The following is a 24,191-nucleotide window of genomic DNA, read 5'->3' on the forward strand; positions in this document are numbered from 1 at the left end:
GTGCCCGGCAGGGAAGCCGGGATGTTGCCAGGCTGGCGTTTTGGAGGTCTCAACCCCTCCTTTAATTGGAGTGATTCTATGAAACTGGTTGCTGAAATTTCCCTGTATCCTCTGGCCGATAAATACATCGCGCCAATTCAGACCTTTATTGATCGTATAAACCAATACCCTGAGCTGGAAATTGATACCAGTGCCACCAGCACCCGTATTTGTGGTGAATACCTGCCGACCATGGAAATCCTGGCGAAAGAGATGCAGCGCAGCCATCAGGAAATTGGCCAGGCTATTTTCGTGTGTAAATTTTTAAACGGTGATGCCATGGGCAGCGGCCGTTAATGGACTTGTTGCAAACTCTCTCAGAGCAATGGGCGGCTCAGTCTTACTGGGAGCTGCTGGCAGTGGTGCTGGCCATTGGTTATGTGTGGCTGGCGGCCCGGCAAAATATCTGGTGCTGGCCTTGTGCTTTGGTCAGTACCGGTATATACAGCTGGCTGTTTTGGGCCCATACGCTGCCACTGCAAACTCTGCTAAATGTGTATTATCTGGGTATGGCGGTATATGGCTGGTGGCACTGGCGGGCCATGGCTGATCACGAACCGGGCAGGGTGCAAACCCGCAGTAATACTTATCATCTATTGGCGGTGGTGGTGCTGTTGCCGTTGTCTTTGGTGATTGGCTGGAGCCTGCAGAGCTATTTCAACAATGAGCATCTGTACGTGGATGCGCTGGTGACGGTATTCAGCTTGTTTACCACCTATCTGGTGACGCAAAAGGTACTGGAGAACTGGCTGTACTGGCTGGCGATCAACAGCCTTGCCGCATGGCTATACTGGCAGACGGGTTTGTACCTTACCGCACTGTTGTTTGTCGGCTATCTGGGTTTTGCCTTGTATGGCTATCTGAAGTGGCGCAGCAGTTACCTGGCGCAGGATGCCCATGCTATCGGCTAAGCAGCACCAGGAGCTGCAGGAACTGGCGTTTATCGGCGCAGACTTTGAACTTGACGCCTTGTCCGGCGGTACGGTAAATCAAAGCTATTGTTTGCGCAGTGTGTCGGGCCGCTACTTTCTAAAATTCTTTTGCCAAAACGGTGGCGATCGTCAGGATCGCCACCGCCAGTTCGCATTGCAGCAACAGATCGCCGGTTTTGGCATGGCGCCAGCGCCATTGTATTTGTCTGCCGCGGGCGATTTTATGCTGGAAACCTGGCTGGATATTGAAGACCTCGCCACCAGTAAATTAGTGATGCGGGACAAGCTTATCTGCCTGGCACAGCGCCTGGCCGCTATTCATGCATTGCCTATTCAATGCACCGATTTACCTTTGGTTGAGGACTGGCAGCACTATATCAAGGTGGGCAATATTCAAACGCCAGCCTTGCTCGAAAATGTCGCAAGGGCAAGTCGGCTCTGGCGGGCATTGCCTAAGCCGGTGTTTAGTCATCATGATCTTAGTTTTGCCCATGTTTGCCTGAGTCCGGATGCTTTATGTCTGGATTGGGAATATGCGGCGATGTCGACACCTGCTTACGACCTGGCGTCCAGTATCCTGGCCCAAGGGCTGAACGATGCGCAGAGCAGGGTACTGTGCGACGAATATGCCAGAATTTGCGCGTTGTCTGCTGAGCTGCTTTGGCAGGATATTCAGCAAATGTTACCCATCGCCAGATTGACCAATCAGCTCTGGCATTTGGCACAAAATCCCGTTAAGCAAAGTCCTGTCGCTTAACATTTGCGCAAACAGTTCAAATGTGACAGAAATTTGCTTTACCTTTAAAGGTCGATGAGTATAATTCTGCCTCCATTGCAGGGGCGTAGTTCCAATTGGTAGAACAGCGGTCTCCAAAACCGATGGTTGGGGGTTCGAGTCCCTCCGCCCCTGCCAGCATTCAAAAAAAGCCTGTCCTAGTGACGGGCTTTTTGCTTTTCTGCATCGAAGAAACGTGGCGGTGGGGCGAGAACCCCCATTGGGGTTTGACATCTTTGCCGGGAGCAAAGTGTACCGCGTTAGCGCCACTTGTGGTCAGGTGCAGGGAGGCACCTGAGGAAATCCCTCCGCCCCTGCCAGCATTCAAAAAAAGCCTGTCCTAGTGACGGGCTTTTTGCTTTTCTGCATTGATAAACTTAAGGCCTTGCTCTCACTGGCTATCTCTCATCGTGCATCAAGTGTCGACGCTGCTTTGACTCTGATGGTAAGCTTGCACTCCTATGACGACACTGACTCCATATCAACAAGCGGTACTCACTGAACTGGGCATTGTTCAGTGGCAATTGCGTGACAAGTCTGCATCTGTTCAGGCAGCAGACGTTACGCCTAGCACTGCTGCAATGATTCCGCCCACAGATTCTGCGCCAAGAGCTAACGCCCAGTCTGCTATTGCCAGATTGAAGCAGGCCATGCAGGGCAGTGCCACAGCTACCCAAAGTCAATCAGAACCTGCACCGCTATCTGTGCCCGGTACAGAGCCCAAGACGGAGCCTGTGTGGGTGGCTGAGAGTGAGCCAATGCTCAGCGATATGCTGCTGGCACTAAATTGGCCCGATGGGCAAAAGTCGCTTCGTTGGCAACAAGCCGATGAGTTAAAGCTGGTGGATGGGATACTTTATTGTCCTGAGCCGGCCGCACTAGTCGCCGATAGCCGTCTTAAGCGCCGCTTATGGCTGCTTTTGCAAGCATGCTGAACTTCCTCTTATTAAACAGCGAAAACTACCAACCGGCCTTTGCTTTGCAAGTGGCCTGCCACAGCCATCCCTGGTCTGAAGCGACCTTCGCCAGTTGCCTGGATGGTCAGTATTTTGCCTGGCAAATGGAAGAGAAAGGTGAACTGGCCGGTTTTTATGTGGGCCTGCAGGTCTTGCAGGAAGCCACATTAATGGATATCGGCATTGCCAGTTCACATCGTGGAAAAGGCTTGTCTAAACCTTTGCTGGAACATTTTTTCAGCCAGTGCCGCCACAAAGGCATTAATGAGGTGTGGCTGGAGGTACGAGCTTCCAATCAAGCGGCTATTGGTTTGTACGAACATTATGGTTTTGTGCTGATTGAGCGGCGTAAAAACTATTATCCCACCCATGAAGGGCGTGAAGACGCCCTGATCATGAAACTTAGCTGGGAAAATAGTTGATGACGACAGCGGCCAGTCATTTCTTCGACTGATACCCATTGGCTTAAATTCCTCTCTCTCATGGGCGACTTTACACGCGCTTTAGGCTACAATCCGCGCCTTGTTTTTAAACTGTTTCTGTCCGGCTACAACGCGCTGCCGGTAACAGAAAACAGTCTGATATCAGCCAAACAGCAGCAGAGAGTCCCGTGGCCAGCAAAGCTTATCTAGAACAACTGAACAAACGACGCACCTTTGCGATCATCTCGCATCCAGATGCCGGTAAAACCACCATCACCGAAAAGGTCCTCTTGTTCGGAAACGCCATTCAAAAAGCCGGTACTGTGAAAGGGCGTGGCTCTAACCAGCATGCCAAATCTGACTGGATGGAAATGGAAAAAGAGCGGGGCATCTCGGTTACCACCTCGGTGATGCAGTTCCCTTATGCTGATTGCCTGGTTAACCTGCTGGATACCCCAGGACACGAAGACTTCTCAGAGGATACCTATCGTACCCTTACCGCAGTGGATGCCTGTCTGATGGTGATCGATGCAGCCAAAGGTGTAGAAGACCGCACCCGCAAACTGATGGAAGTGACCCGTCTGCGTGATACGCCTATTCTGACCTTTATGAACAAGCTGGATCGCGATATCCGTGACCCCATGGAATTGCTGGATGAGGTGGAAACCGAACTGAAAATAGCCTGTGCGCCGGTGACCTGGCCCATAGGTTGTGGCAAGGAATTTAAAGGGGTTTACCACATCCACCGTGATGAAAGCATTCTGTACCAGTCTGGTCAGGGCCATACCATCCAGGCAGTGCGCATTGTAAAAGGATTGGATAACCCCGAGCTGGATGCTGCCGTTGGCAATTCTCTGGCTGGCCAACTGCGCGACGAGCTGGAACTGGTAATGGGGGCCTCTCACGAGTTTGATCAGGCCGCTTTTCTGGCCGGTGAACTGACTCCGGTATTCTTCGGTACTGCCTTGGGTAACTTTGGCGTGGATCATATGTTGGATGGCTTGGTGAAGTGGGCGCCGCGCCCGCAAGGCCGCCAAACCGATGTGCGCGAAGTCAGTGTGGAAGAAGAAAAGTTCAGCGGTTTTGTGTTTAAGATCCAGGCCAATATGGATCCCAAGCACCGCGACCGTATTGCCTTTTGCCGTATTGTGTCGGGTCGCTATGAAAAAGGCATGAAGTTGCATCAGACCCGTATAGGTAAAGACGTGCGAATATCCGATGCCCTGACCTTTATGGCCGGTGATCGTGAAGCGGTGGAAGAGGCCTTTGCCGGCGATATTATTGGTTTGCACAACCATGGCTCGATTCAAATTGGTGATACTTTCACTGAGGGCGAAAAACTTAGATTCAGCGGTATTCCTAACTTTGCTCCTGAGCTGTTTAAACGTATTCGCTTAAGAGATCCGCTTAAGCAGAAGCAATTGCAGAAAGGTTTGATCCAGTTATCTGAAGAAGGTGCGGTGCAGGTCTTCAGGCCGCTAATCAATAACGATCTTATCGTTGGCGCGGTTGGGGTACTGCAGTTTGATGTGGTGGTGGCCAGACTGAAAGCTGAATACAACGTGGATGCCATTTATGAGCCGGTCAATGTGTCTACGGCACGCTGGGTATACTGTGATGATGCCAAAAAACTGGACGAGTTTCGTCGTAAAGCCGAGGTGAATCTGGCCTTGGATGGCGGCGATAACCTGACTTATATCGCACCGACTATGGTAAATCTGTCACTGGCGCAAGAGCGTCATCCGGATATCAAGTTCCACAAAACCCGTGAACACTCTTAAGCCGCTGCGATACAGGATGATAAAGACGATGAACATATACGAACTATTACTGGATAAATTCAAGCAAGCGCTGGCGAAAGTGGGTGCACCAGAAGGTGCTCAGGCGCCATTGACGCGCAGCACCCGTCCTGAATTTGGTGACTATCAGTTTAACGGTGCCATGGCGCTTGCAAAAGTGCTGGGCCAAAAGCCACGGGATATCGCTGACAAAATTATTCAAGCGGTGGAACTGGATGGCATTGCCAGCAAACTGGAAGTGGCGGGCCCGGGCTTTATTAATATTCACCTTTGCAGCCAGTGGCTGGCGGCTCAATTGGATAGTGCCGTCCAGGACCCGCGTTTGGGCATTGAAAAGGAATCCGCCAAAACGGTGGTGGTGGATTACTCCTCGCCCAATTTGGCCAAAGAGATGCATGTTGGCCACTTAAGAACCACCATCATCGGTGATGCCGTGGTGCGTATTCTGGAATTTATGGGCCATAAGGTGATCCGCCAGAACCATATGGGAGACTGGGGAACACAGTTCGGTATGTTGCTGGCGCACTTTAGTGATCAGCTTCAGGATCAGGTCGCCGAAACAGCCTTGTCGGATCTGGAAGAATTCTACCGTGCCGCCAAAGTGCGTTTCGATGAAGAACAGGGCTTTGCTGACCGTGCCAGAGACTATGTGGTTAAACTACAAGGCGGCGACAGCCAGTGTCTGAAACTCTGGCAACAGTTTGTGGATATCTCCATCGCCCATTCTGAAGAGGTTTACCAGAAGCTGAACGTGACCCTCAAGCGCGAAGATATTATGGGTGAAAGTGCCTATAACGCGCGCCTGCCCGGTATTGTCAGTGCCTTAAAAGAGCAGGGCCTGGCCGTGGAAGATCAGGGTGCCCAGGTGGTGTTTATTCAGGAACTCGCGGACAAGGAAGGCAACCCGGCGGTGTATATCGTGCAAAAATCCGGTGGTGGCTACTTGTACTCCACCACCGATTTGGCCGCCATGCAATACCGCTCTTTTGAACTGGGGGCTGATCGTATCCTGATCCTGACCGACGCGCGTCAGGCGCTGCACTTTAAACAGACAGAAATTGTCGGCCGCAAAGCCGGGTTTATCCGCGAGCAGACCAGCTATGAACATTGTCCTTTCGGCATGATGCTGGGCAGTGACGGTAAACCTTTCAAAACCCGCACCGGCGGCACAGTGAAACTGGCTGAGCTTTTGGACGAAGCGGTGGAACGTGCCTCCGCGCTGATTACTGCCAGAGACAGCGATCTTAGTACTGAGGAGGTAAACCAGATTGCCCAAACGGTTGGGATTGGTGCGGTTAAGTACGCTGATCTCAGCAAGAACCGTACGACGGACTATATGTTCAGTTGGGACAGTATGCTGGCTTTTGAAGGTAACACTGCTCCCTATTTGCAGTACGCCTATACCAGAGTGCAGAGCGTTTTCCGCAAAGCCGGCGTGGATGCGGCGGGTCTGACGGCAAAGATTCAGTTGTTGGAACCTCAGGAACGCACACTGGCATTACAACTTAGTCAGTTTGTAGAGGCCATAGTGCAGGTTGAACGTGATGCCACGCCACATGTATTGTGTGCTTACTTATATGACCTTGCCAGCCAATTTATGAGTTTCTACGAAGCCTGCCCAATCCTCAAAGAAGGGGTGGCTGCGGATATACGTAACAGCCGCCTGCAACTGGCAGCGTTGACCGCCAAGACCTTGCGTACGGGCTTGGACTTGCTAGGAATTGATACTCTGGAAAAGATGTAAAAGACCTTTTCACTATGTAAAACGCCGGCTTTCGCCGGCGTTTTTGCTTTATTTACTTCGATTATATTTACTTGGCCAGAAGCCACTATTTGTTTCTACTGAGTGAACCTTATTTGCAAATCCTCCACTATTGACTATTTCTTTATAACTCAAGGGATTAACTGGGGTCTTTATGTGGTTTAGAGGCAGTCACGCCGACGACATTATTCGTGCTATTCACCAAACTCAGGCAGTCATCGAGTTTTCCTTGGATGGAACCATTGAGACGGCCAATCAGACCTTTCTGACCTTAATGGGTTATCAGTTACGTGAAGTGCAGGGCAAACACCATCAGATATTTGTGGATAGCCAAGAAGCCAACAGTCAGGCATATCAACGTTTTTGGGATGAATTACGTGCAGGTCAGCCGCAAACAGCCCAGTTCAGGCGTATTACCAAATCCGGGCAAGCTGTTTGGATCCAGGCGTCTTACACCCCCATCCTTAGAAAAGGCAAGGTAGAACGCATCATCAAGTTTGCTTCCGATGTGACGGCACAAGTGCTGGAGCGGGCGAGCTATGAGTCGCAGATACAGGCTATTCTGCGAGCCCAGGCAGTTATCGAGTTTGACCTTGAGGGCCATATTCTTACCGCAAATGACAATTTCCTGAACCTGATGGGCTACCAATTGGAAGAAGTAAAGGGTAAGCATCATGGGATTTTTGTTGAACCTGGTGAAGCATCATCCAGCGCTTATCGGCAGTTCTGGCAAAGTTTGCGAAACGGTACTTACCAGACCGCTGAATATAAGAGAATCACTAAAGAGGGGCGGGCCGTATGGATCCACGCGACCTACAATCCGGTTTATGGGCCCGATAAATCCCTGCAGAAAATAGTGAAGTTCGCCAGTGATATCACTGCTGAAGTGGAAAAGCGAGATGAGTTCAAGCTGTTGTCATTAGTGGCCAATGAGACCGACAATGCGGTAATTATTACCGATGTTGAGCGTCGTATTAGATACGTTAATAACGGCTTTTGTCGCATGACTGGCTACCGTCAAAGCGAAGCGGTAGGCGAGCTTACCCGGGACATTCTGGTGGGCCCCAGAACCGATGAGCAAACCCGCCAGCGTATCGTGGATGAGTTGTCCAAGCCGGCGGCATTTTATGATGAACTTGAGATACATAAGCGCGACGGTTGTTCATTGTGGGTATCGGTAACCAGTAACCCGGTCACCGACGAGATGGGGCAACACGCCGGCTTTATTGCCATTTTGGCCGATATCAGTGTGGTGAAAACAGCCGCCTTGGAATATCAGACGAGATTTCAAGTGATAAGTCGCTCCAACTTACTGGTGGAATGGGATAACGCGGGTAACTTGCTGGAGATTAACAACTATCCCAGCAGCCACTTTAATATTGATAACCAGATATTTGCCAAGGCGATGAAGCCCTGGAGCGAGTATTTGAGCATGGAGCAACGTCAGTACTTTGCTGAGAAAGACGATGTATCTGCTGATGTAGTTATTCATGTTGCCGGACGTAGCTTTGTGATTGCGGCTACGTTTGGCCAAATAAGGACAGTGACCGGAGAGCCTTACAAGGTCATTATGTTTGGTACGGATGTGAGTGAGCACAAAACTGTGGTGCAAAACAGTGAAGTTGTGATGGAACAACTGATTCAATCTGGCCAGCGTATCAACCATATGGTGGCAAGCATCAATGCCATTGCCGATCAGACTAACTTGCTGGCACTCAATGCCGCTATTGAGGCGGCCAGGGCTGGTGATGCCGGGCGAGGATTTTCTGTGGTGGCTGATGAGGTGCGTAACCTGGCCGCCAAGGCAGGTGAGTCTGCCAGTGAAATTAATCAGGTGGTCAGTACCAATCAAAGCTTGCTTAACAGCTTGTCTGATACCCTGAAAGTGTTAAATCGAAGAGAATAGTCAGGTGGTAAGAGCTGTAACAGCTAAGTCACTGGTGAAAATTAAACAACATGGGGGAGGGTAAACCACCCCTTGTTTATTCTGCCCCGCTATTGATAAGTTGCAGTAGTTCCTTGGTTTTTTCTTCCATCAGAGCAATGTTACGCCTGGACTCGACATTTAGGCGAATAACAGGCTCGGTATTAGACTTACGCAGGTTAAAGCGCCACTCGGGAAACTCAAGACCAACACCATCCGTGTGATCCAGCGCGACGGCATCAGCCTGATAATGACTCAGCACCTTTTGCAAGGTGGCATCGGCATCTTTCACCACGCTGTTAATTTCACCGGATGAAGGAAAGGCCTGGATCCGCTCTTCCACCAATTGTGATAAGGGTTTACCACTAGTACAGATAAGCTCTGCCACTAAGAGCCAGGGCAGCATACCTGAGTCGCAGTAAGCAAAATCACGGAAATAGTGATGTGCACTCATCTCACCGCCATATACCGCATCTTCCTTGCGCATTCTCTCTTTGATAAAGGCATGGCCGGTTTTACTTTTTACCGGACGGCCGCCTGCCTGTTTGACGATGTCTTCCGTATTCCAATATACCCTGGGGTCAAAAATAATCGCGGCGCCAGGGTCTTTGTCTAAAAAGGCTTGGGCCAAAAGTCCAACAATGTAGTAGCCCTCGATAAATTGGCCTTTTTCATCAAACAAAAAGCAGCGGTCAAAATCACCATCCCAGGCTATCCCCATATCTGCCCGATGTTGGGTAACGGCATCGGCCGTTTGTTGTCGGCACTCTGGTAGCAAAGGATTAGGGATGCCGTGAGGAAAGGTGCCATCCGGCTGATGGTTAATTTTAATAAACTCAATCTGGCATCCTGCCCGCTGTAGTACCTTTTCCAAATAATCCAGAGTTGGGCCTGCTGCACCATTACCCGCGTTGACCACCAATTTCAGTGGCCGCAGTTTGTTGGTATCAATATAGCCCAGTACATGCGCGGTAAAGTTGGCTTTATTAGATTGCTGGCTGTAGTGGCCGCTGGCGGCCAGCTTGGCCGGATCTATTCGGCCTTGGCCTGCTTCAAAGTCGTAAGTTTGAGTCTGCTTAGTATAGTGTGTAAGAGCTTGCTCAACCGTGCTGTTATCGTATTGTTCAGCCATGGCTTGAATGGTAAACAAACCGGTATCGCCACTGATGGGGCGAGAGCCTTCTTTGACCAGCTTCATGCCGTTGTAATCAATGGGGTTATGGCTGGCGGTAACGACTATGCCGCCATCCTGGTTAAGGTCGCTGGTGGCAAAATAGATTTCCTCAGTACCCACCATACCAATATCCGTGACCGCGGCCCCTCCATCAATCAAACCGGCACTTAGTGCCAACTTGAGTGGCTCAGAGGTGAGGCGTGCATCGCCACCCACCACTACAGATTTTGCTTGTAGATGTTCGGCGAAGGCGCGGCCGATACGATAGGCAATGGCCTCATCCAATTGCTCACCCAGTTTGCCGCGGATATCGTAGGCCTTAAAACAACTCAATTGCATGGCTTACCCTTAGCTTTGCTTAGTGCGGCCGTAACGGTCTGAAAAGCGTACGATATCGTCTTCACCCACATAGGAGCCTGACTGTACCTCGATTAATTCCAACGGGATCTTGCCGGGATTCTCGAGACTATGTACAGCGCCAATGGGAATATAGGTAGATTCATTCTCCGTGAGCAGAAAGGTTTCATCGTCACAGGTCACCTGCGCGGTACCGGCCACTACAATCCAATGTTCGGCTCTGTGGTGATGCATTTGCACCGAGAGTTTTTCACCGGGTTTGACACAAATACGTTTAACCTGGAAGCGACTGCCTTGATCCAAAGAATCGTAGCTACCCCAAGGGCGGAAAACCTCGCGATGGAATTCGAATTCTGGTCGCTGCTGCGTTTTGAGGGTATCGACGACCTTTTTGATGTCTTGTACCTTGTCTTTGTGAGCGACCAAAATGGCGTCTTTAGTTTCTACCACCACCACATCGTCGATGCCCACCAATGCAATTAAGCGCTGCTCGGCGTTGACATAGCTATTATGCACATTCTCCAATATCGCATCGCCGCGTACGACATTGCCATTAGCATCTTTGGGCTGAACCTCCCACAGCGAAGACCAGCTACCCACATCGCTCCAGCCCGCATTTAGGGGAATGACAGCGGCGTCACTGGTTTTTTCCATCACTGCATAATCGATGGAATCAGAAGGACAACCTGAGAAAATATCGCTGTCTACCCGGACAAAGTCGAGGTCCTGGCTCTCACTGGCAATGGCCTGGCGGCAGATGGTCAGAATGTCTGGAGCGTGTTTTTCAAGTTCCTGCAGATAGCGGCTGGCTTTAAACATGAACATACCGCTGTTCCACAGATAAGCGCCGGAGGAAATATATTTTTCAGCGGTACTGAGGTCGGGTTTTTCCACAAATTCGGCCACGTTAAAGCCCTGACTGTCCTTGATGGCATCGCCCTGGCGAATATAGCCATAGCCGGTATGGGCACAGGTAGGCACTATCCCAAAGGTGACTAATTTATCTTGCTTGGCCAGGGATTCTGCATGGTGGATAGCAGTATGAAAGGCTTCAATATTTTCGATCAGGTGATCGGCCGCTAGCACCAGCAGAATGGGATCTTCACCATTTTGAGTCGCATGCAGCGCTGCTAAGGCTATGGCCGGTGCGGTGTTCCTACCGACAGGCTCAAGTAATATGCCGTCATGGCGAATACCAGCCTGAAGTAACTGCTCAGCAACAATAAAACGGTGCGCATCGTTACAAACAAACACTGGTGCTTCATGCTCAATCCCTTTTAATCGAGCCAAGGTGTCTTGCAACATACTTTGTGTTGAAGTCAGGGTTAAAAACTGCTTTGGAAATGCCGCCCTGGACTTGGGCCAAAGTCGGCTGCCGGTGCCACCTGCCATCACTATGGGTTTCATTCGCTATCTTCCAGATTGATTTTTTACAAGCATAACATCGGCTTGCGTGAAGGGGTATAGGGGAGATAAGCGATATGCTGATGTGCGCGGCACGTCCCTGTGCCTGACAACAGGGCCGTTACCTCACGCTGGCTTTTCCTGCCAGGGCCTTGACGGTTTGTTTGCCAATACCCTGGATCTTGGCGAGATCCTCTACGGATTGAAAGTTCCCATTGTCCTGACGGTACTTCACAATGGCTTCAGCTTTACTTTTGCCTATTCCTGGCAGTTTCATCAACTCCTTGGCCGAGGCGGTGTTAATGTTGATACTGGTAACACCTGCCTCTACCTGTAGCCCATTTTCCTTGTTTACATCCTTATCTGATGCCAGGGCAGGGGTACTAAGCCCAAGCATCATCGCTAGTAAAAGAGAGAGTTTTCTCATAGTCCTTCTCCTTATGCATCCTTGTCCTGACGCTGAGCGTCGAATAGAAGTGTAGACCTTAAACCGTCAGGTGGTAGGTCGGTATCCAGGAAAATTTAACATCGCCGATAAGGGCGGCCTGCAACATCGGTATACCGTCCTTCACTGGACATCGCTACTCATCCGCATCCATGAGATCGTGGCATACGCTCGCTAGGGATGGTGGAAGTGCAGAAAACGCAGGAGCAGTTATTCTGCCCGTCCATCCTAGGACATCGCCGATGAAAGCTCCTTACAACATCGGCATACCGTCCTTCCCTGGACATAAAAAAGCCGGTCATATAGACCGGCTTGAGTATTAAGGCTAAGCGATTACAAACGTTCCAGTACTGCCTGAGTGAAGTCGGTGGTACCGTGAGAGCCGCCTAAATCACGAGTCGTGCGGTCACCGGATTCAATCACGTCTTTCACTGCAGCACGGATTTTCTCGGCCTTATCGGCCATGCCCAGGTATTCCAGCATTTGTATAGAGGCCAGGATAACCGATGTGGGGTTAGCCAGGTTCTTTCCAGCGATATCCGGAGCAGAGCCGTGTACGGCTTCGAAAATGGCACAGTCTTTACCTATGTTGGCACCAGGCGCCATACCCAGACCACCTACCAGACCTGCACAAAGGTCAGACAGAATGTCACCGAACAGGTTGGTGGTGACAATTACATCAAATTGGTGGGGATTCATCACCAACTGCATACAGCAGTTGTCCACGATCATCTCGGTGGACTCAATTTGTGGATAACGCTGCGCTACTTCACGAGCTACTTTGAGGAACAAGCCGCTGGTGGATTTCAGAATGTTGGCTTTGTGTACGGCAGTCACTTTCTTGCGACCTTCACGAACGGCCAGTTCGTAGGCGAAAGTAACGATACGTTCGGCCCCTTCACGGGTAATTTTGCTCATGGCTTCGGCTTCTGAGCCATCGGCAGAAACTACCTGACCCAAGCCTGAATACATACCTTCGGTATTCTCACGTACGGTAATAATATCAATGTCTTCGTATCTGGCCTTGGTGCCTTTGAAAGACAATACCGGACGAACGTTTGCGTAAAGTTGGAACTTCTTGCGCAGGCTGACGTTAATGGAAGTAAAACCTTCACCGACTGGCGTTGTTAACGGGCCTTTCAGTGTCACTTTGTTCTTCGCGATCAGATCGAGGGTTTCCTGCGGCAGCAATTCACCGTGGTTCTCCAATGCAACCAAACCCGCATCGGCGTAATCATAGGCAAAATCGCATCCGACTTTATCCAGAATTTGAATAGCTGCGTCAACGATGTCCGGACCAATGCCGTCACCACGAATAACCGTAATACGTTGTTGAGTCATGAAGAATTCCTATGTCTGTCGTCAGGCTGGCCTATGGAAGAGCTCCACAGGCAATATGCTCTGGTCGCAAAAGGCGCCAGATTTCTGGGCGCGTTTTATAGCACTTTAGCCGATGATTTTCTACCCGCTACCGATGAACCTTAGCTTATCTAGGACAATAACAGTGTGTTACTTCCACAGTCTGCCACTTGAGGTATTGCCAGCGCGCCGGAGATAGCCTCAGATAGGCCATCGCTTCCTGATAATAGTCCATTTCTGTCGTTTCGGACTCGCCAAACCAAATTTGTCGAGTCATAAGCAATCCCAGCCCTAGCAAGCATCCTAAGCGTCGCGCGGGGCGTGGGATTTGAGGTGCTGGTGATGCATGATACCTCAGAGCCTGAATGAGCTGTGAGTCTTGTTTCCATCCCTGAGCCAGCGCAATAGCGTGCTTGATTAATTCATCGGCCTGGGGTACCGCCAATAGGCCTGTCAGCGAATAATTTGGGGAGGCGCTTTGCGGCAGTTTTACTCTGCCTTTGAGCCAGGTGTTGGTAAATAAGCCTGCACAGGCAAAATAACCTAATGTCTTAACTTCGCCATGTTCTGCAGTACCGTTTTGATTGGCAAGAACCTCCATGCTATTGACCAGTACTTGTGTCATCTGTAATAGGCTTTCCTGCAATGGAAAATAATGTTGGTTCACTCTGCTAAGCAGTGCCTGTTGGATCAGTAAGTGACGGGTGCGGGCTAATCCCTGAAATAACAAGGCATGTTTTACTTCCACAAACTGGAGCTTCAGTCTCGCTCTGCGGCTGGCATCTTCATTAAGTTGATGGGCAAGGAAACCTTCGTCAGCAATGTGTCGGGCCAGCTTGTCGAGATCCGGTTCTGCATGTCCTAACAGATCCTGAATCACGATGAGTTTGGCCGGTGGCTGCGCAATGGGGTAGCTGGACTTGCTGCAGGCTGAAATAGCTTCAGTTTGCGATTGCATGTTATGCCACTGGGCATCCCAGCGTAGACCGAGCTCTTCTATATTCTCAACTACCTGAGTGGCGAGCACTTCTTGTACCTCCTCTTGGTGAAGTTGCCACACCGGAACTGTTTTGAGTTGCGCTGGCGAGGAAATATGCCTGACAAGGTAACCATCAGCTGTTAACGAAAGAATCAATGCTGATGTTTTATCTGGTAGCCTGACGGCGGTTCCTGGTGGAAGCAGTCCCGGAAAGGGAAACAGGCTATCCAATAGGGGAACAAAGCTGGGTGGAAGTTTTGGTGCCCAATATTGTAGCTGGCCCCTTAATCCATTTGGATGCGATTTATTGTCACTAAGCAGTGCAGCCAGGAGCATTAAACGTTGCAGCGCTTGCAGTCTGCTGAGCGCTGATTGCACGCGCCGTTTGTGCATATGTGGCAGTATACGTGTCAGGGCAATCAGGGAACTGTACCACAGGGAATGATTACGTTGTTTTAACCAGTCCAATAGAGCCTGATGTTGTTGAACTGGGCAAAATACCGAGCAGACCGCGGCACTCAGCAGGGTATGCGCAGTATGTTCGTTAACCGACATCCGCTGGCAAAGCAGCTGCGTGGCAACCAGATAGTTAAGGGCATGTTGTGCTTTGTCAGATAAACAATGCACTCGCAGTACTAGCAGGGCATAAAACGGCTCAGACTGTTTGCTGGCCACCTTAGTTAGGCTGGCAATCTGTTGGCAGTGTTGCAAGAAGGTGGTGCTGAACCCTTCACGCTCGGCTAAAGATTCCGTTTGTGTTAGCGCCTGGGTTAACTCGACCAATACACTGAGCTCAAGGCTCACTGCCAATCCAGATAATGCTGATAAGCCCCTTCACCCCAAGCGACTAACTGATCATTTTTAAACAGCAGTGGGGTGCATTCATTCATAGTCGTGATGCCATCAGACTCCATATGCTGAGTGCGATAAAACATCACTTGTAGTTTGTCATCGTTACTGCGTTTGGCTTCGCTGATATCCGGGGAGCCCATCAATTCAATAATGGCTTGACGACTTGTACCAAGCTCAAGTTTGCCTACTTGTACTTTGTTGTACTGCTCGCGATCCTTCCAATCCATGGAATTAGGATCATCAGGATAAAACAGCAATACCAAGGCGGCAAACAGCAGATAAACGACCAGACCCAGGCCAATTCGTTTTGCGATGGTTTTGTTCATAAATGCAAGAATTTAGTTTTTGTAATGGTGACAGCAAGAGTCTACACAAATTAGCGCGCCAGAACAGGGGGCTCTGACGCTGATATTGTTCTACTGAGCTTTATTTAAGCTCTAACGACCTTATAGCAAGGTAAATACTTACTACCAGGCAGTTTCATGCGATGCTGTACCACAAATGACTGCAATAATTCGTCCAACATGCTCATCAGGCTTTGGTCCCCATTTATTTCAAATGGCCCTTGCTCGCGAATCTGTTTCACTCCTTCAGCTTTTACATTACCGGCCACGATACCGGAAAATGCACGGCGTAACGAAGCGGCCAATTGCGCCTTGGGTTGATCAAAATGCAGATTCAAGGCCTTCATATTGTTGTGCGTGGGCATGAATGGCTGCTGGAACTCAGGATCGATTTTCAACGACCAATTAAACTGGTAGGCATCTCCGCGCATCTTGCGATACTCAGTGATATCAGACTGGTTTTGTTTAATGGTTTTGGCAACCAAAGCCGGATCGTCAACGATAATAGTGTATAAGTTCTGTGTTTCCTTACCCAAGGTTGCTCCAACGAACTGATCAATACTGGCAAAATAATCTTCACACTCTTTGGGGCCCGTCAGCACAATGGGCACAACCTGATCGCGATTCTGTTCATGCAGCATGATGCCCAGTAAATACAGCAGCTCTTCTGCGGTACCCACGCCGCCAGGGAAGATCACAATGGCATGGGCTATGCGGACAAAGGCCTCCAGGCGTTTTTCAATGTCCGGCATGATCACCAGTTCATTGACTATGGGATTCGGCGGCTCTGCGGCAATAATACTCGGCTCGGTAATGCCCAGATAACGACCATGTCTGACTCGTTGTTTGGCATGACCTATGGTGGCGCCTTTCATAGGCCCTTTCATGGCACCAGGGCCACAGCCGGTACAAATATTCAGCTCGCGCAGGCCAAGTTGGTAGCCAACTTCTTTAGTGTACTTATATTCGTGCTCGCTGATGGAGTGGCCACCCCAACATACCACCATATTCGCTTCGCCACTGGGTCGGATGACCTCTGCATTACGCAGCATATCAAAGACCATATGCGTGGTGTGCACGGACTCGGGGGCATTCACACACAGGTTGTATTCATAACGAGCACCCATATGCAGCAGGTCGCGCAGCACTGCAAACAGGTGTTCATGCACGCCTTTTATCAGCTTGTCGTCAACAAATGCCAGGGCTGGGGGATTTATCAGTTCAATCTTCACGCCTCGTTCGCGGCGTAGCAGATTAATCTCAAAATCTTCGTAGGGTGAGAAGATATTCTCAAAGTTATCTTCGTGGGCGCCACTATTTAAAACTGCCAGACTGCAGTTGCGAAAGAGTTGATACAGTTCACTGGAGGTTGAGCGTTTCAGACGGTCGACTTCCAGTTGGGAAAGCAGACTCATTGCCCCAATGGGGTTAAGCTGTACGGTTCGTTTCATTATGATCCTTTATTGATAACGCAGCGATTCCGCCCTTGATTCTTAGCATCATATAATGCGCGGTCTGCCCGCTCAAAAACCGCCTCCACATCATCTTCACGGTTAAAACCCGCGGCGCCGATTGAGACGGTGATGGTGACGGCCTGCTCTTTGAATCTAAAAGGGATTTTCTCAATCTGCAGACGAACTTTCTCTAATACCGCATCCAGTTCGTTGACAGCGGTTTGAGGGAACAGGATAACAAACTCTTCCCCTCCCCAGCGGGCAAGGAAATCGGTGGAACGCAGACATTTGCTAATATTCTGTGCAATGACCTGCAGGGTTTTATCGCCACCGGCATGACCATACCTGTCATTAATACTTTTAAAGTAGTCGACATCAACCAAGGCCATGCTCAGATTCGTGCCATAGCGGCGCCAGCGCCTATACTCCAGCTCAACCCTGTCGTTGTAAGCGTAACGATTGGGAATTTGGGTCAGCGGATCGTGATGGCTATGGTACTTCTGTTGTAGCAATTTCTGCTTATACTCAGAGGCTTCTTTTTCCAGAGCGCTGAGTTGGTCTTTCATTTCTCTGAGTAAGTTCATCAGGACAAGTTGTTCTTCCTTGTCCGCACGTTCCCGGCTATCCAATGTGGATGCCATCTTATTCAAATACTCACCGGCCTGTTGCTTGAGCAAAGCGATGTCCTGAGTTTCATCAACTGCCAGTTCGATGCCTTTAAGCTGCTGTCTGAGTTGTTGATTATTCTGCACTTTTAACTGGTACGCAGCCTGGCTATCTTTTAAAGAACGCCCCACAGCCTGACTGACATTGCCCAGAGTATTATGCAGGCTGGAAATAAAACGTTCAGCCTGCTTGCGGTCTTTTAGGACTTCTTTTGAAAGTGCGCGTACTAACAATAAACAGCACTCTAATAATTGGTTATGCGTCAGTCCTTGCTCTAGTCGTTGACGAATCTCTTGCAGTTCTTGTTCTTTGCTGGCACTGGAAAGCTGCAGGACTAAATCCCTGAGCTCCCAAACCAATTGCTGATGAAAACTTTCCTCTTCTGCTTCAGGCTGCTCAGCTTGGTCTTTGGAGACACTGCTTTGCAAAGCGCGTTGGTAGAGAGAGAGCGCTTGGTCAAAGTATGGATAACTGGAAAAAAGCGACGTGTGACTTTGTTGCAGGGTTAGCAGAAACTGCTGGGTATCTTCCTTTAGCTCTTTGGGTAGCGATTTGTTACGTTGCAATTCGCTGACGGCATTCTCAAGTAAACCATGTACTTTGGCATTTTGCTGTTTGCTGAAGTCGGCATTTTCTATCAGCAATCCGGTCAGTTTACTAATACAGACTTCGGCCATGGCAAAGTTCATTTTGCCAACCAAATGCCCTCTTAGCGCATGTAACTCTCTATCCAGTAAGGGATTGAAACCATCGTAAAATTTGCTGAGTCGGAGAATAAACTGCGACAGAGTATCAATTTGATGTTTGAAGTTGCGCAGCACTTTCTGCTGATTCTGGGGAGACATATCTGCTCGCAGAGTATTGGATTGTGACTCATTATCCATGCCGATGGGTCCTTTAAAGCGGCTCAGGGTCAGATAGACTTGCTCGGTGCCTGCTTGTTCAAGCGCTTATGCTTGTCAGTATAATGGGAATTTTTCTGGATATAATCAATTTTTTCAAGAATGGCGGGGAGTTGCAGTACTTTCGTTGACTGTTAACTGTGAAAATTACGCTTATCTCGCTTCTGGAACCTGAAAAACAAAGGGATGGCATGGCCATCCCTTTGTTTCAGTCGTCGTTCAATGGACGTTTGACCAGATAGTAGGGTAACCGGTCGTTTTTATTATTGTTAAGAGGCATGTGTGTTCCAGTCCTGTATTCAACAACTGCGGATATTCTACTCAGCCAATCTTAAAATGAAAGTCTTTTTGTAATTAATCTTTTGTGGTTACAGATTTACTGTCTGACTAAGCGGTGGTTTGGATAGTTCGTCTCAAAGTTACTTCTGAATGGATTGATGTCTAAACCCCCGCGGCGAGTGTATCTGGCGTAAACCGTTAGCTTTTTAGGTTGGCATTGATGCAGAATGTCACAGAAAATTCGTTCCACACACTGTTCATGAAATTCGTTGTGTTGTCTGAATGATATCAAGTAACGCAACAAACTCTCTGGGCAGATCTCATTACCCTGATAACGAATGATCACGCTAGCCCAATCCGGCTGACTGGTGATCAAGCAGTTGGACTTAAGTAAATGGCTGATGTGCGTCCGCTGTACCTGTGTGTCTGTGCATTTGAGTACATTAGGTGTAGGTTGGTAGTGATCAACCTCAATATCCAACTCATCTAGTGACTCTGCGTCGTATTGATGAATGGCAAAATCGCTAGCGGCATTCAAATCAAATAACTTTACGTCAACCTCTGCACCTGCGCATACGGACAAATCACGGCGTAGGACATCGGTCAGCGCTTGTGAATTGGCCAGACGCCACTGATTAAAGCTATTCAGATATAGTTTGAATGACTTTGACTCGATAAGGTTCGGACTGTTGGCGGGCACGGTCACCTGTAGCAGTGCCACACAGGGCTTGCCTTTTTTGTTCAACCAGGATAGTTCATAGCCGTTCCATATATCGCACCCGTGGAAAGGTTGTTGTTCCACAATGCCGAGATCCTCACGGTTGAGGCTGCGTGGCACAGCCTGTAAGAGGTTCGGACTATAGTGGTCAATATACTCAGACACTTTACCCAGGCTGAGGTGCGCCAGGGGATTGCTCGGCTTCTTCTCTGTCATCGTTTTTCTAAGCAGGTTAAACTGCCACTATTCTATCTTCTTTAGCGGTGAAGCCATAGTTATGGACGTGATTACCAGCATGCAGGCCTTTGTTCAGCGATATCTGGAGCACCATCAAAATGCACAGTCCCCTTTAATTACGCAGTGGGATGCCGATTGGTTGTCACCTTGCCAACAAAGTGAGCCGGATGCGCAAGGGATGATTCGTTGGTTGCCGGTTGCCAGACATGAAATCAGTGACTTCAGGGACACGGAGCGTGCGCTGGAAATCGATTTTCACCCAGATATCAAAGCATTTTTTAGTGCCTATTGGAGTGAAAACCTCGCTGCGATAACGCCGCGTGGTCCGTTGCAATTGCTGTTGCCATGGAATGAGGATGACTTTGCCCGCTTACAGCAAAATCTCATTGGCCATGTGTTAATGAAGAAGCGTTTGAAGCAACCGATCACCTTGTTTTTTGCCGTAACCGATGATGACGACTTTATCCTGAGCATAGACAATCAAAGCGGTCAGGTGATGTTGGAGCGGGTGGGGTTGCCTGCCAAGGAAGTGCTGGCTGAAAATCTTGCCAGTTTCCTTGAAAGTCTGACACCTCAATAGATTCGGGTTACTTTTCTAGCAAGTGCTTATTTAGCTGTTTTACCAGGCTGGTTAGTTCGGCGAGTTGCTTTTCGAGTTTGTCGACCCGTTGCTCAAGTGACGGAACCAGCACTTCCGTTGCCTTACTGGGAAGTGCCTGCGCAGCCATCTGTGCTGGTGCCTGTTTCCATTTTTGCAGCACAGACAAAATATCGGCCAGAGGTATGGGTTTCTGTGCTTTGGCTTTAACTAAGGCCACTGAGGGGGCCTTTCCTGCTGCTGCCAACTCCTGGCAAAGGGACAGAATGTAGTCTGCATTATTCATAAATGTGGTCAATCTAACTATCTATTAGCTAATCACGCATTCTATCATTGGCTGTCAATCATGTTGATGGTTAATAAGTCTTTATTTATCAATTTGTTATCTTTTTGGTCTGTTGTTTGCTTTTCCATGAGCTGACACATATCAACCTTGGAGATAACTATATGAATAAACCCATTGCCGTCGTTTTGCTGAGCTTATCCTTGATGGGGCTGTCCGGTTGCATTATTTCAGTTAAGCCCGAACAACATGGGCAAGCTGACTGGCAACAAAGAGAAGATATGAACCGCAAAACCATTGCCAGCCTGGCACCCGGGATGTCAATTGAAGCGGTTACCGCACGTTTAGGTGTGCCTGATTTCAGTGAACTTTATCATCAGGATCAAGAAGACATTCAAGTACTGTTTTATCGTACGCACCGTAATCATGGTGATGGCACTACCAGCAAAGATGAATGCACCCCGCTGGTGTTTAAACAATCCCAACTGGTAGGTTGGGGAGAAACAGCCTACCAGCAAAGGTAAAGCATAGCTAAGATTCAGCGTAGCCTGGCGTTTAGTTGGTCGATGATTTCCGCCCACTCGGCGTCTTCCGCCAGCGCACGCTGAATAAATTGTGCCTGTGATGGGTTCCAAAACGGCGCATTTTCCAGTTTTACTTTGTCGTTCAGCCCTTTGTGGCGTTCGATAAAGCCATTAATGCCGTTGTCGGTATTTTCCAGTCCTAATTGTTCAAACAGATCGTGAATACTTGGCGTTAGCGTCATGACATCCCCCGCAATGAATTCGATAACAAAGTGTTAACAAAGATCTCATGCTGATGTATTGTCTACAACTATAGACAACTTTGTTGGGATCAACATGAGTCAGGCACAACTCACAAGAGATAGCGTTAAAGCCATTTATCTGTCCGCAGAAGATCTGAAAGTTGCAGCGTCTATTTTATATCTTGCCTACCACGATGATCCCTTGTTTATGAGCATCTTCCAATCAGAAAAAGAAGGGTATGAAGAGCGACTGCGGGCTGCAATTCGAGAAGAGCTTAATTCCTTTTGGATGGCTAAGCAGCCAATGATAGGTTTGTTTGAAGATGAACGCTTGTTAGCGGTTGCTTGCCTGATACAGCCAGATGCCAGTATTGGGCCCAATCGTTTCTGGCATTGGCGCTTGAAAATGCTGTTAACTGCGGGCTTTCTCGGTACCAAGCAAATGATGGACAAGGAGCAAAAGGTCAAAGAGCAAGTGCCAGCCAAGCATTATCACATGTTGTCCTTTATTGGTGTGCATCCCGACCATCAGCATCGTGGACTCGGGCATGTATTGATGGGTGCTATTGATACGCTGATGCGTGAAAATGTGCAAAGCGAGGGGGTAGCGGTATTCGTTACTTTACCTAAGTGCCTTGGCTTTTTTGAAGATGGTGACTACGACTTAGTTACAGAATTACAGGTAGGGAGATTGTCCGGACACCTAATGTTCCACTCAAAAACTATTTAGTCCTGAAAGTTTTTAACAGCATTCACGCAGTTTCTTGCTAGCTAGCCAAAATCCTCTGTACGACAATGGCGATTCATTTTGTAAGACATTTCTCACAATGTTGTAGGAAAAATTGCTTTTATTAGCGCCTCCAAATTCCTACGAAAACTCACAACCTATTGATACTTATAAATTAATAATTTTTAGCTGATTGCGATTTCGACGCTTTGTACTTGTAGGACACTGGCGGGTGGATAGCAAATATTTGCCGATACTATATCTTTATCCCTGTCACAAGGAAACACGATGGGTCAAGGAAGGAAGACGGACAACTTTCAGGATGAAAGTAAAGGATTGGCTTCAGGATGAAGTGAAACGGATGCGCTTTAAGGATGAAGCATAAGGAAGGCATCAAGATGATGCAAAAGGACAACTCAAGGATAGAGAATCGCGCCACAAGGGAGGCGTTGTTGAAGGACTAAGGAGCGGGATCCACTCAGGATGAGTGTCTTACTCAGGGAGAGTAAGGGCAAATGGACTGGATTCCAGAAGGAGCTGGAACATGGATGGAAGTGGCAATGGTATGCCGTAAAGGGAATTAGTTATTGGTAGGGGCGTGGTCTTTTGACCACGCCTTTATTCTTTTTAATGCCACTAAACTCGATAAGGCGGCAGGTTGGTCTCAGTAACTTGCATTCCTTGCATCACTAAACTTCCCTGGTAAGCATCTTCACCATTACCAGAAAATTCAAAATTAAATTCACAATACCAATCCAGTTTGCCCCGGTATGGCCGGATACGGGTTTTGTACCTCGATAATGACAATAACTGTAAGCCTTGTTTGTTGCAGTAATTATCCATATAGCGGTAAGCCTGTTCCGTCATGGCTCGAATACGCCAGAATTGCCAACCCAGTGCAATAATTACCAGGATGAGGGTTAATTCTCCTAGGCTCATGCTTGTGTCTCGCTAAACAGTCGCCCTATGGCTTGGGTTAATGCATCACTTTTATCTGGGCTACGCAGCAAACTCAGCATGTCTGCTCTGAGTTCAGGCAATCTGACTAAATCGGCAAAAACCGGGGCAAACAGAGAGGGAGTTTGCATTGCCAAACGGTCCATAAAGGTTCTCAGTAAATCCTTGTGCATCAGTCTTTGCCAGTGACGCCCGGAGATAATGATCATTAGATTCGTATCGATTTCTGTTGGGGCGCTGAGTAACGCCGCTAATCTTGCGGTGACTAAGCCCTCTGCCTGACTCTGACTTAACGCCCGTAAACAAGCTATTTGCCAGACTGGCTGTTGTCTATGGGTATCCATTTGCTGCAGTACAAACTCGCTAAGATTGACATCAATTTTGTGGTTTTCCAGTGAGTTGAGCAAACTAAGCTGTACCGCTTCGTTTAACTGCTCAAATCGGCTTAAAAAAAGTGACCTTAGCTCATCCTCACCAAGTTTGACGACAATATCCGCCAGCCCCTGTAGGGGGATGTCCTGCCAGTTAAAATATTCAGGCTTTTTTAGGTAAGCCAGGGCAACTTTCTGATACTCGGTTTCAGGTAGCTTAAGGGCATGTCTCACCAGGCTGTTAAAGTCGGCCATTTGTTGTGCACCAGGAACAAAACCATAGGGATGTTCGGGCAGTTCATCCGGTGATTTGTTGTCCATCTGTCGCCCCAGTGCTTCCAGCACTATACCCAAAAAGTGGTTACGGGCCGCACAAACCAGCATACCTTGTTCGTCCAACGGTAGCTTTAAAAACCAGATGTAATGTTGGCCGGAAAGCTGCTTGTTCCAAAACAGCACGGCCATCCAGGCAAAGCCTAAACGTGGGTATGGATGGGGCTGTTTGTTGTTTTCGATATCCAGAAACTGCTGGGTAGTGAGTTTGCGGATACCCCGGCCTAAATCATAGACCCGGTACTGACAGCCGGATTGCAGCAGGAATTCGCTAAGTGTGCTGATGCTGGTCATGTTACTCTTGCATGTCAGGTTGTCGGCGCCTAATGCTCGTGGCCCGACATTATTAAGATGAAATTGGCCGGCAAGTATAACCC

24 protein-coding genes and 1 tRNA gene are annotated in these 24,191 nt (G+C 48.8%); 12 read left to right on the top strand and 13 right to left on the bottom strand.

Going from position 1 to position 24,191, the window contains the following annotated elements:
* The first annotated feature begins 78 nt into the window (after positions 1-78).
* The 9 genes from J0A65_RS16100 (at position 79) to J0A65_RS27715 (ending at position 8,591) form a co-directional block, all read left to right on the top strand.
* Positions 79-336: a hypothetical protein gene (locus tag J0A65_RS16100; RefSeq protein WP_206595347.1), complete on the top strand. Its 258-nt coding sequence runs from the start codon at positions 79-81 to the stop codon at positions 334-336.
* Positions 336-950, top strand: coding sequence for a nicotinamide riboside transporter PnuC (gene pnuC / locus J0A65_RS16105; protein WP_206595348.1), 615 nt, complete (start codon positions 336-338; stop codon positions 948-950). Before J0A65_RS16100 ends, pnuC begins: the two co-directional genes overlap by 1 nt.
* A complete protein-coding gene (locus tag J0A65_RS16110) occupies positions 937-1,728 on the top strand; it encodes a phosphotransferase (RefSeq protein ID WP_206595349.1) in 792 nt (263 codons plus the stop codon). Before pnuC ends, J0A65_RS16110 begins: the two co-directional genes overlap by 14 nt.
* A gap of 79 nt (positions 1,729-1,807) precedes the next feature.
* Positions 1,808-1,884, top strand: a tRNA-Trp gene (locus tag J0A65_RS16115).
* A 323-nt stretch (positions 1,885-2,207) separates the two neighbouring features.
* On the top strand, positions 2,208-2,681 hold the full coding sequence (locus tag J0A65_RS16120; protein ID WP_206595350.1) for a hypothetical protein: 474 nt from the start codon (positions 2,208-2,210) through the stop codon (positions 2,679-2,681).
* Entirely contained in the window at positions 2,657-3,124 is a 468-nt protein-coding gene (gene rimI, locus J0A65_RS16125) for a ribosomal protein S18-alanine N-acetyltransferase (protein ID WP_232850008.1), read from the top strand. Before J0A65_RS16120 ends, rimI begins: the two co-directional genes overlap by 25 nt.
* A gap of 188 nt (positions 3,125-3,312) precedes the next feature.
* Positions 3,313-4,905, top strand: a complete 1,593-nt coding sequence (gene prfC / locus J0A65_RS16130) for a peptide chain release factor 3 (protein WP_206595351.1) — start codon at positions 3,313-3,315, stop codon at positions 4,903-4,905.
* Between the two features lie 28 nt (positions 4,906-4,933).
* Positions 4,934-6,667 (top strand): arginine--tRNA ligase, encoded by a 1,734-nt coding sequence (argS, locus tag J0A65_RS16135; protein ID WP_206595352.1) that lies wholly within the window; start codon positions 4,934-4,936, stop codon positions 6,665-6,667.
* A 172-nt stretch (positions 6,668-6,839) separates the two neighbouring features.
* Entirely contained in the window at positions 6,840-8,591 is a 1,752-nt protein-coding gene (locus tag J0A65_RS27715) for a methyl-accepting chemotaxis protein (protein WP_206595353.1), read from the top strand.
* A 76-nt stretch (positions 8,592-8,667) separates the two neighbouring features.
* On the opposite strand, the gene J0A65_RS16145 is transcribed toward J0A65_RS27715, so the two are convergent.
* The 9 genes from J0A65_RS16145 to queF form a co-directional block, all read right to left on the bottom strand.
* On the bottom strand, positions 8,668-10,122 hold the full coding sequence (locus J0A65_RS16145) for a phosphohexomutase domain-containing protein (protein WP_206595354.1): 1,455 nt from the start codon (positions 10,120-10,122) through the stop codon (positions 8,668-8,670).
* A gap of 9 nt (positions 10,123-10,131) precedes the next feature.
* Positions 10,132-11,547, bottom strand: coding sequence for a mannose-1-phosphate guanylyltransferase/mannose-6-phosphate isomerase (locus J0A65_RS16150; protein WP_206595355.1), 1,416 nt, complete (start codon positions 11,545-11,547; stop codon positions 10,132-10,134).
* 118 nt (positions 11,548-11,665) lie between these two features.
* A complete protein-coding gene (locus J0A65_RS16155; protein ID WP_232850009.1) occupies positions 11,666-11,971 on the bottom strand; it encodes a ComEA family DNA-binding protein in 306 nt (101 codons plus the stop codon).
* 351 nt (positions 11,972-12,322) lie between these two features.
* The gene (locus tag J0A65_RS16160) at positions 12,323-13,330 is read right to left on the bottom strand and encodes an isocitrate dehydrogenase (RefSeq protein ID WP_206595356.1); all 1,008 of its coding nucleotides are present in this window, start codon (positions 13,328-13,330) and stop codon (positions 12,323-12,325) included.
* Between the two features lie 145 nt (positions 13,331-13,475).
* A complete protein-coding gene (locus J0A65_RS16165; RefSeq protein ID WP_206595357.1) occupies positions 13,476-15,131 on the bottom strand; it encodes a hypothetical protein in 1,656 nt (551 codons plus the stop codon).
* The gene (locus J0A65_RS16170) at positions 15,128-15,505 is read right to left on the bottom strand and encodes a DUF3192 domain-containing protein (RefSeq protein WP_206595358.1); all 378 of its coding nucleotides are present in this window, start codon (positions 15,503-15,505) and stop codon (positions 15,128-15,130) included. The genes J0A65_RS16165 and J0A65_RS16170 overlap by 4 nt, the downstream gene beginning before the upstream one ends.
* 104 nt (positions 15,506-15,609) lie before the next feature.
* Positions 15,610-16,974 carry a nucleotide 5'-monophosphate nucleosidase PpnN gene (gene ppnN, locus J0A65_RS16175; protein ID WP_206595359.1) on the bottom strand — a complete coding sequence of 455 codons (1,365 nt, stop codon included), beginning with the start codon at positions 16,972-16,974 and terminating at the stop codon, positions 15,610-15,612.
* Positions 16,974-18,527 carry a GGDEF domain-containing protein gene (locus J0A65_RS16180; protein WP_206595360.1) on the bottom strand — a complete coding sequence of 518 codons (1,554 nt, stop codon included), beginning with the start codon at positions 18,525-18,527 and terminating at the stop codon, positions 16,974-16,976. Before J0A65_RS16180 ends, ppnN begins: the two co-directional genes overlap by 1 nt.
* A gap of 394 nt (positions 18,528-18,921) precedes the next feature.
* Entirely contained in the window at positions 18,922-19,758 is an 837-nt protein-coding gene (queF, locus tag J0A65_RS16185; RefSeq protein WP_206595361.1) for an NADPH-dependent 7-cyano-7-deazaguanine reductase QueF, read from the bottom strand.
* Between the two features lie 61 nt (positions 19,759-19,819).
* Between queF and syd the strand changes: the two genes are divergently transcribed.
* Positions 19,820-20,359, top strand: a complete 540-nt coding sequence (syd, locus tag J0A65_RS16190; RefSeq protein ID WP_206595362.1) for a SecY-interacting protein — start codon at positions 19,820-19,822, stop codon at positions 20,357-20,359.
* 7 nt (positions 20,360-20,366) lie between these two features.
* On the opposite strand, the gene J0A65_RS16195 is transcribed toward syd, so the two are convergent.
* Positions 20,367-20,663 (bottom strand): hypothetical protein, encoded by a 297-nt coding sequence (locus tag J0A65_RS16195; protein WP_206595363.1) that lies wholly within the window; start codon positions 20,661-20,663, stop codon positions 20,367-20,369.
* 161 nt (positions 20,664-20,824) lie between these two features.
* Between J0A65_RS16195 and J0A65_RS16200 the strand changes: the two genes are divergently transcribed.
* A complete protein-coding gene (locus J0A65_RS16200) occupies positions 20,825-21,184 on the top strand; it encodes a DUF3192 domain-containing protein (protein WP_206595364.1) in 360 nt (119 codons plus the stop codon).
* A gap of 14 nt (positions 21,185-21,198) precedes the next feature.
* On the opposite strand, the gene J0A65_RS16205 is transcribed toward J0A65_RS16200, so the two are convergent.
* Positions 21,199-21,426 (bottom strand): DUF2789 domain-containing protein, encoded by a 228-nt coding sequence (locus tag J0A65_RS16205; RefSeq protein ID WP_206595365.1) that lies wholly within the window; start codon positions 21,424-21,426, stop codon positions 21,199-21,201.
* Positions 21,427-21,520: 94 nt separating this feature from the next.
* Between J0A65_RS16205 and J0A65_RS16210 the strand changes: the two genes are divergently transcribed.
* On the top strand, positions 21,521-22,156 hold the full coding sequence (locus J0A65_RS16210; protein ID WP_206595366.1) for a GNAT family N-acetyltransferase: 636 nt from the start codon (positions 21,521-21,523) through the stop codon (positions 22,154-22,156).
* A gap of 633 nt (positions 22,157-22,789) precedes the next feature.
* Here J0A65_RS16210 and J0A65_RS16215 read toward each other — a convergent pair.
* The gene (locus tag J0A65_RS16215) at positions 22,790-23,092 is read right to left on the bottom strand and encodes a DUF3301 domain-containing protein (RefSeq protein WP_206595367.1); all 303 of its coding nucleotides are present in this window, start codon (positions 23,090-23,092) and stop codon (positions 22,790-22,792) included.
* Positions 23,089-24,108 (bottom strand): DUF3549 family protein, encoded by a 1,020-nt coding sequence (locus J0A65_RS16220; RefSeq protein ID WP_206595368.1) that lies wholly within the window; start codon positions 24,106-24,108, stop codon positions 23,089-23,091. Before J0A65_RS16220 ends, J0A65_RS16215 begins: the two co-directional genes overlap by 4 nt.
* Positions 24,109-24,191 lie beyond the last annotated feature (83 nt).

This window comes from Bowmanella yangjiangensis, from assembly GCF_017255015.1.
Taxonomy (GTDB): Bacteria; Pseudomonadota; Gammaproteobacteria; order Enterobacterales; family Alteromonadaceae; genus Bowmanella; species Bowmanella yangjiangensis.

Excerpts from the sequence above, each read along its gene's own strand:
- J0A65_RS16100 (WP_206595347.1), top strand. The coding sequence starts at position 79 with ATGAAACTGGTTGCTGAAATTTCCCTGTATCCTCTGGCCGATAAATAC.
- pnuC (WP_206595348.1), top strand. The coding sequence starts at position 336 with ATGGACTTGTTGCAAACTCTCTCAGAGCAATGGGCGGCTCAGTCTTAC.
- J0A65_RS16110 (WP_206595349.1), top strand. The coding sequence starts at position 937 with ATGCTATCGGCTAAGCAGCACCAGGAGCTGCAGGAACTGGCGTTTATC.
- J0A65_RS16120 (WP_206595350.1), top strand. The coding sequence starts at position 2,208 with ATGACGACACTGACTCCATATCAACAAGCGGTACTCACTGAACTGGGC.
- rimI (WP_232850008.1), top strand. The coding sequence starts at position 2,657 with ATGGCTGCTTTTGCAAGCATGCTGAACTTCCTCTTATTAAACAGCGAA.
- argS (WP_206595352.1), top strand. The coding sequence starts at position 4,934 with ATGAACATATACGAACTATTACTGGATAAATTCAAGCAAGCGCTGGCG.
- J0A65_RS27715 (WP_206595353.1), top strand. The coding sequence starts at position 6,840 with ATGTGGTTTAGAGGCAGTCACGCCGACGACATTATTCGTGCTATTCAC.
- J0A65_RS16145 (WP_206595354.1), bottom strand. The coding sequence starts at position 10,122 with ATGCAATTGAGTTGTTTTAAGGCCTACGATATCCGCGGCAAACTGGGT.
- J0A65_RS16150 (WP_206595355.1), bottom strand. The coding sequence starts at position 11,547 with ATGAAACCCATAGTGATGGCAGGTGGCACCGGCAGCCGACTTTGGCCC.
- J0A65_RS16155 (WP_232850009.1), bottom strand. The coding sequence starts at position 11,971 with ATGAGAAAACTCTCTCTTTTACTAGCGATGATGCTTGGGCTTAGTACC.
- J0A65_RS16160 (WP_206595356.1), bottom strand. The coding sequence starts at position 13,330 with ATGACTCAACAACGTATTACGGTTATTCGTGGTGACGGCATTGGTCCG.
- J0A65_RS16170 (WP_206595358.1), bottom strand. The coding sequence starts at position 15,505 with ATGAACAAAACCATCGCAAAACGAATTGGCCTGGGTCTGGTCGTTTAT.
- ppnN (WP_206595359.1), bottom strand. The coding sequence starts at position 16,974 with ATGAAACGAACCGTACAGCTTAACCCCATTGGGGCAATGAGTCTGCTT.
- J0A65_RS16180 (WP_206595360.1), bottom strand. The coding sequence starts at position 18,527 with ATGGATAATGAGTCACAATCCAATACTCTGCGAGCAGATATGTCTCCC.
- queF (WP_206595361.1), bottom strand. The coding sequence starts at position 19,758 with ATGACAGAGAAGAAGCCGAGCAATCCCCTGGCGCACCTCAGCCTGGGT.
- syd (WP_206595362.1), top strand. The coding sequence starts at position 19,820 with ATGGACGTGATTACCAGCATGCAGGCCTTTGTTCAGCGATATCTGGAG.
- J0A65_RS16195 (WP_206595363.1), bottom strand. The coding sequence starts at position 20,663 with ATGAATAATGCAGACTACATTCTGTCCCTTTGCCAGGAGTTGGCAGCA.
- J0A65_RS16200 (WP_206595364.1), top strand. The coding sequence starts at position 20,825 with ATGAATAAACCCATTGCCGTCGTTTTGCTGAGCTTATCCTTGATGGGG.
- J0A65_RS16205 (WP_206595365.1), bottom strand. The coding sequence starts at position 21,426 with ATGACGCTAACGCCAAGTATTCACGATCTGTTTGAACAATTAGGACTG.
- J0A65_RS16210 (WP_206595366.1), top strand. The coding sequence starts at position 21,521 with ATGAGTCAGGCACAACTCACAAGAGATAGCGTTAAAGCCATTTATCTG.
- J0A65_RS16215 (WP_206595367.1), bottom strand. The coding sequence starts at position 23,092 with ATGAGCCTAGGAGAATTAACCCTCATCCTGGTAATTATTGCACTGGGT.
- J0A65_RS16220 (WP_206595368.1), bottom strand. The coding sequence starts at position 24,108 with ATGACCAGCATCAGCACACTTAGCGAATTCCTGCTGCAATCCGGCTGT.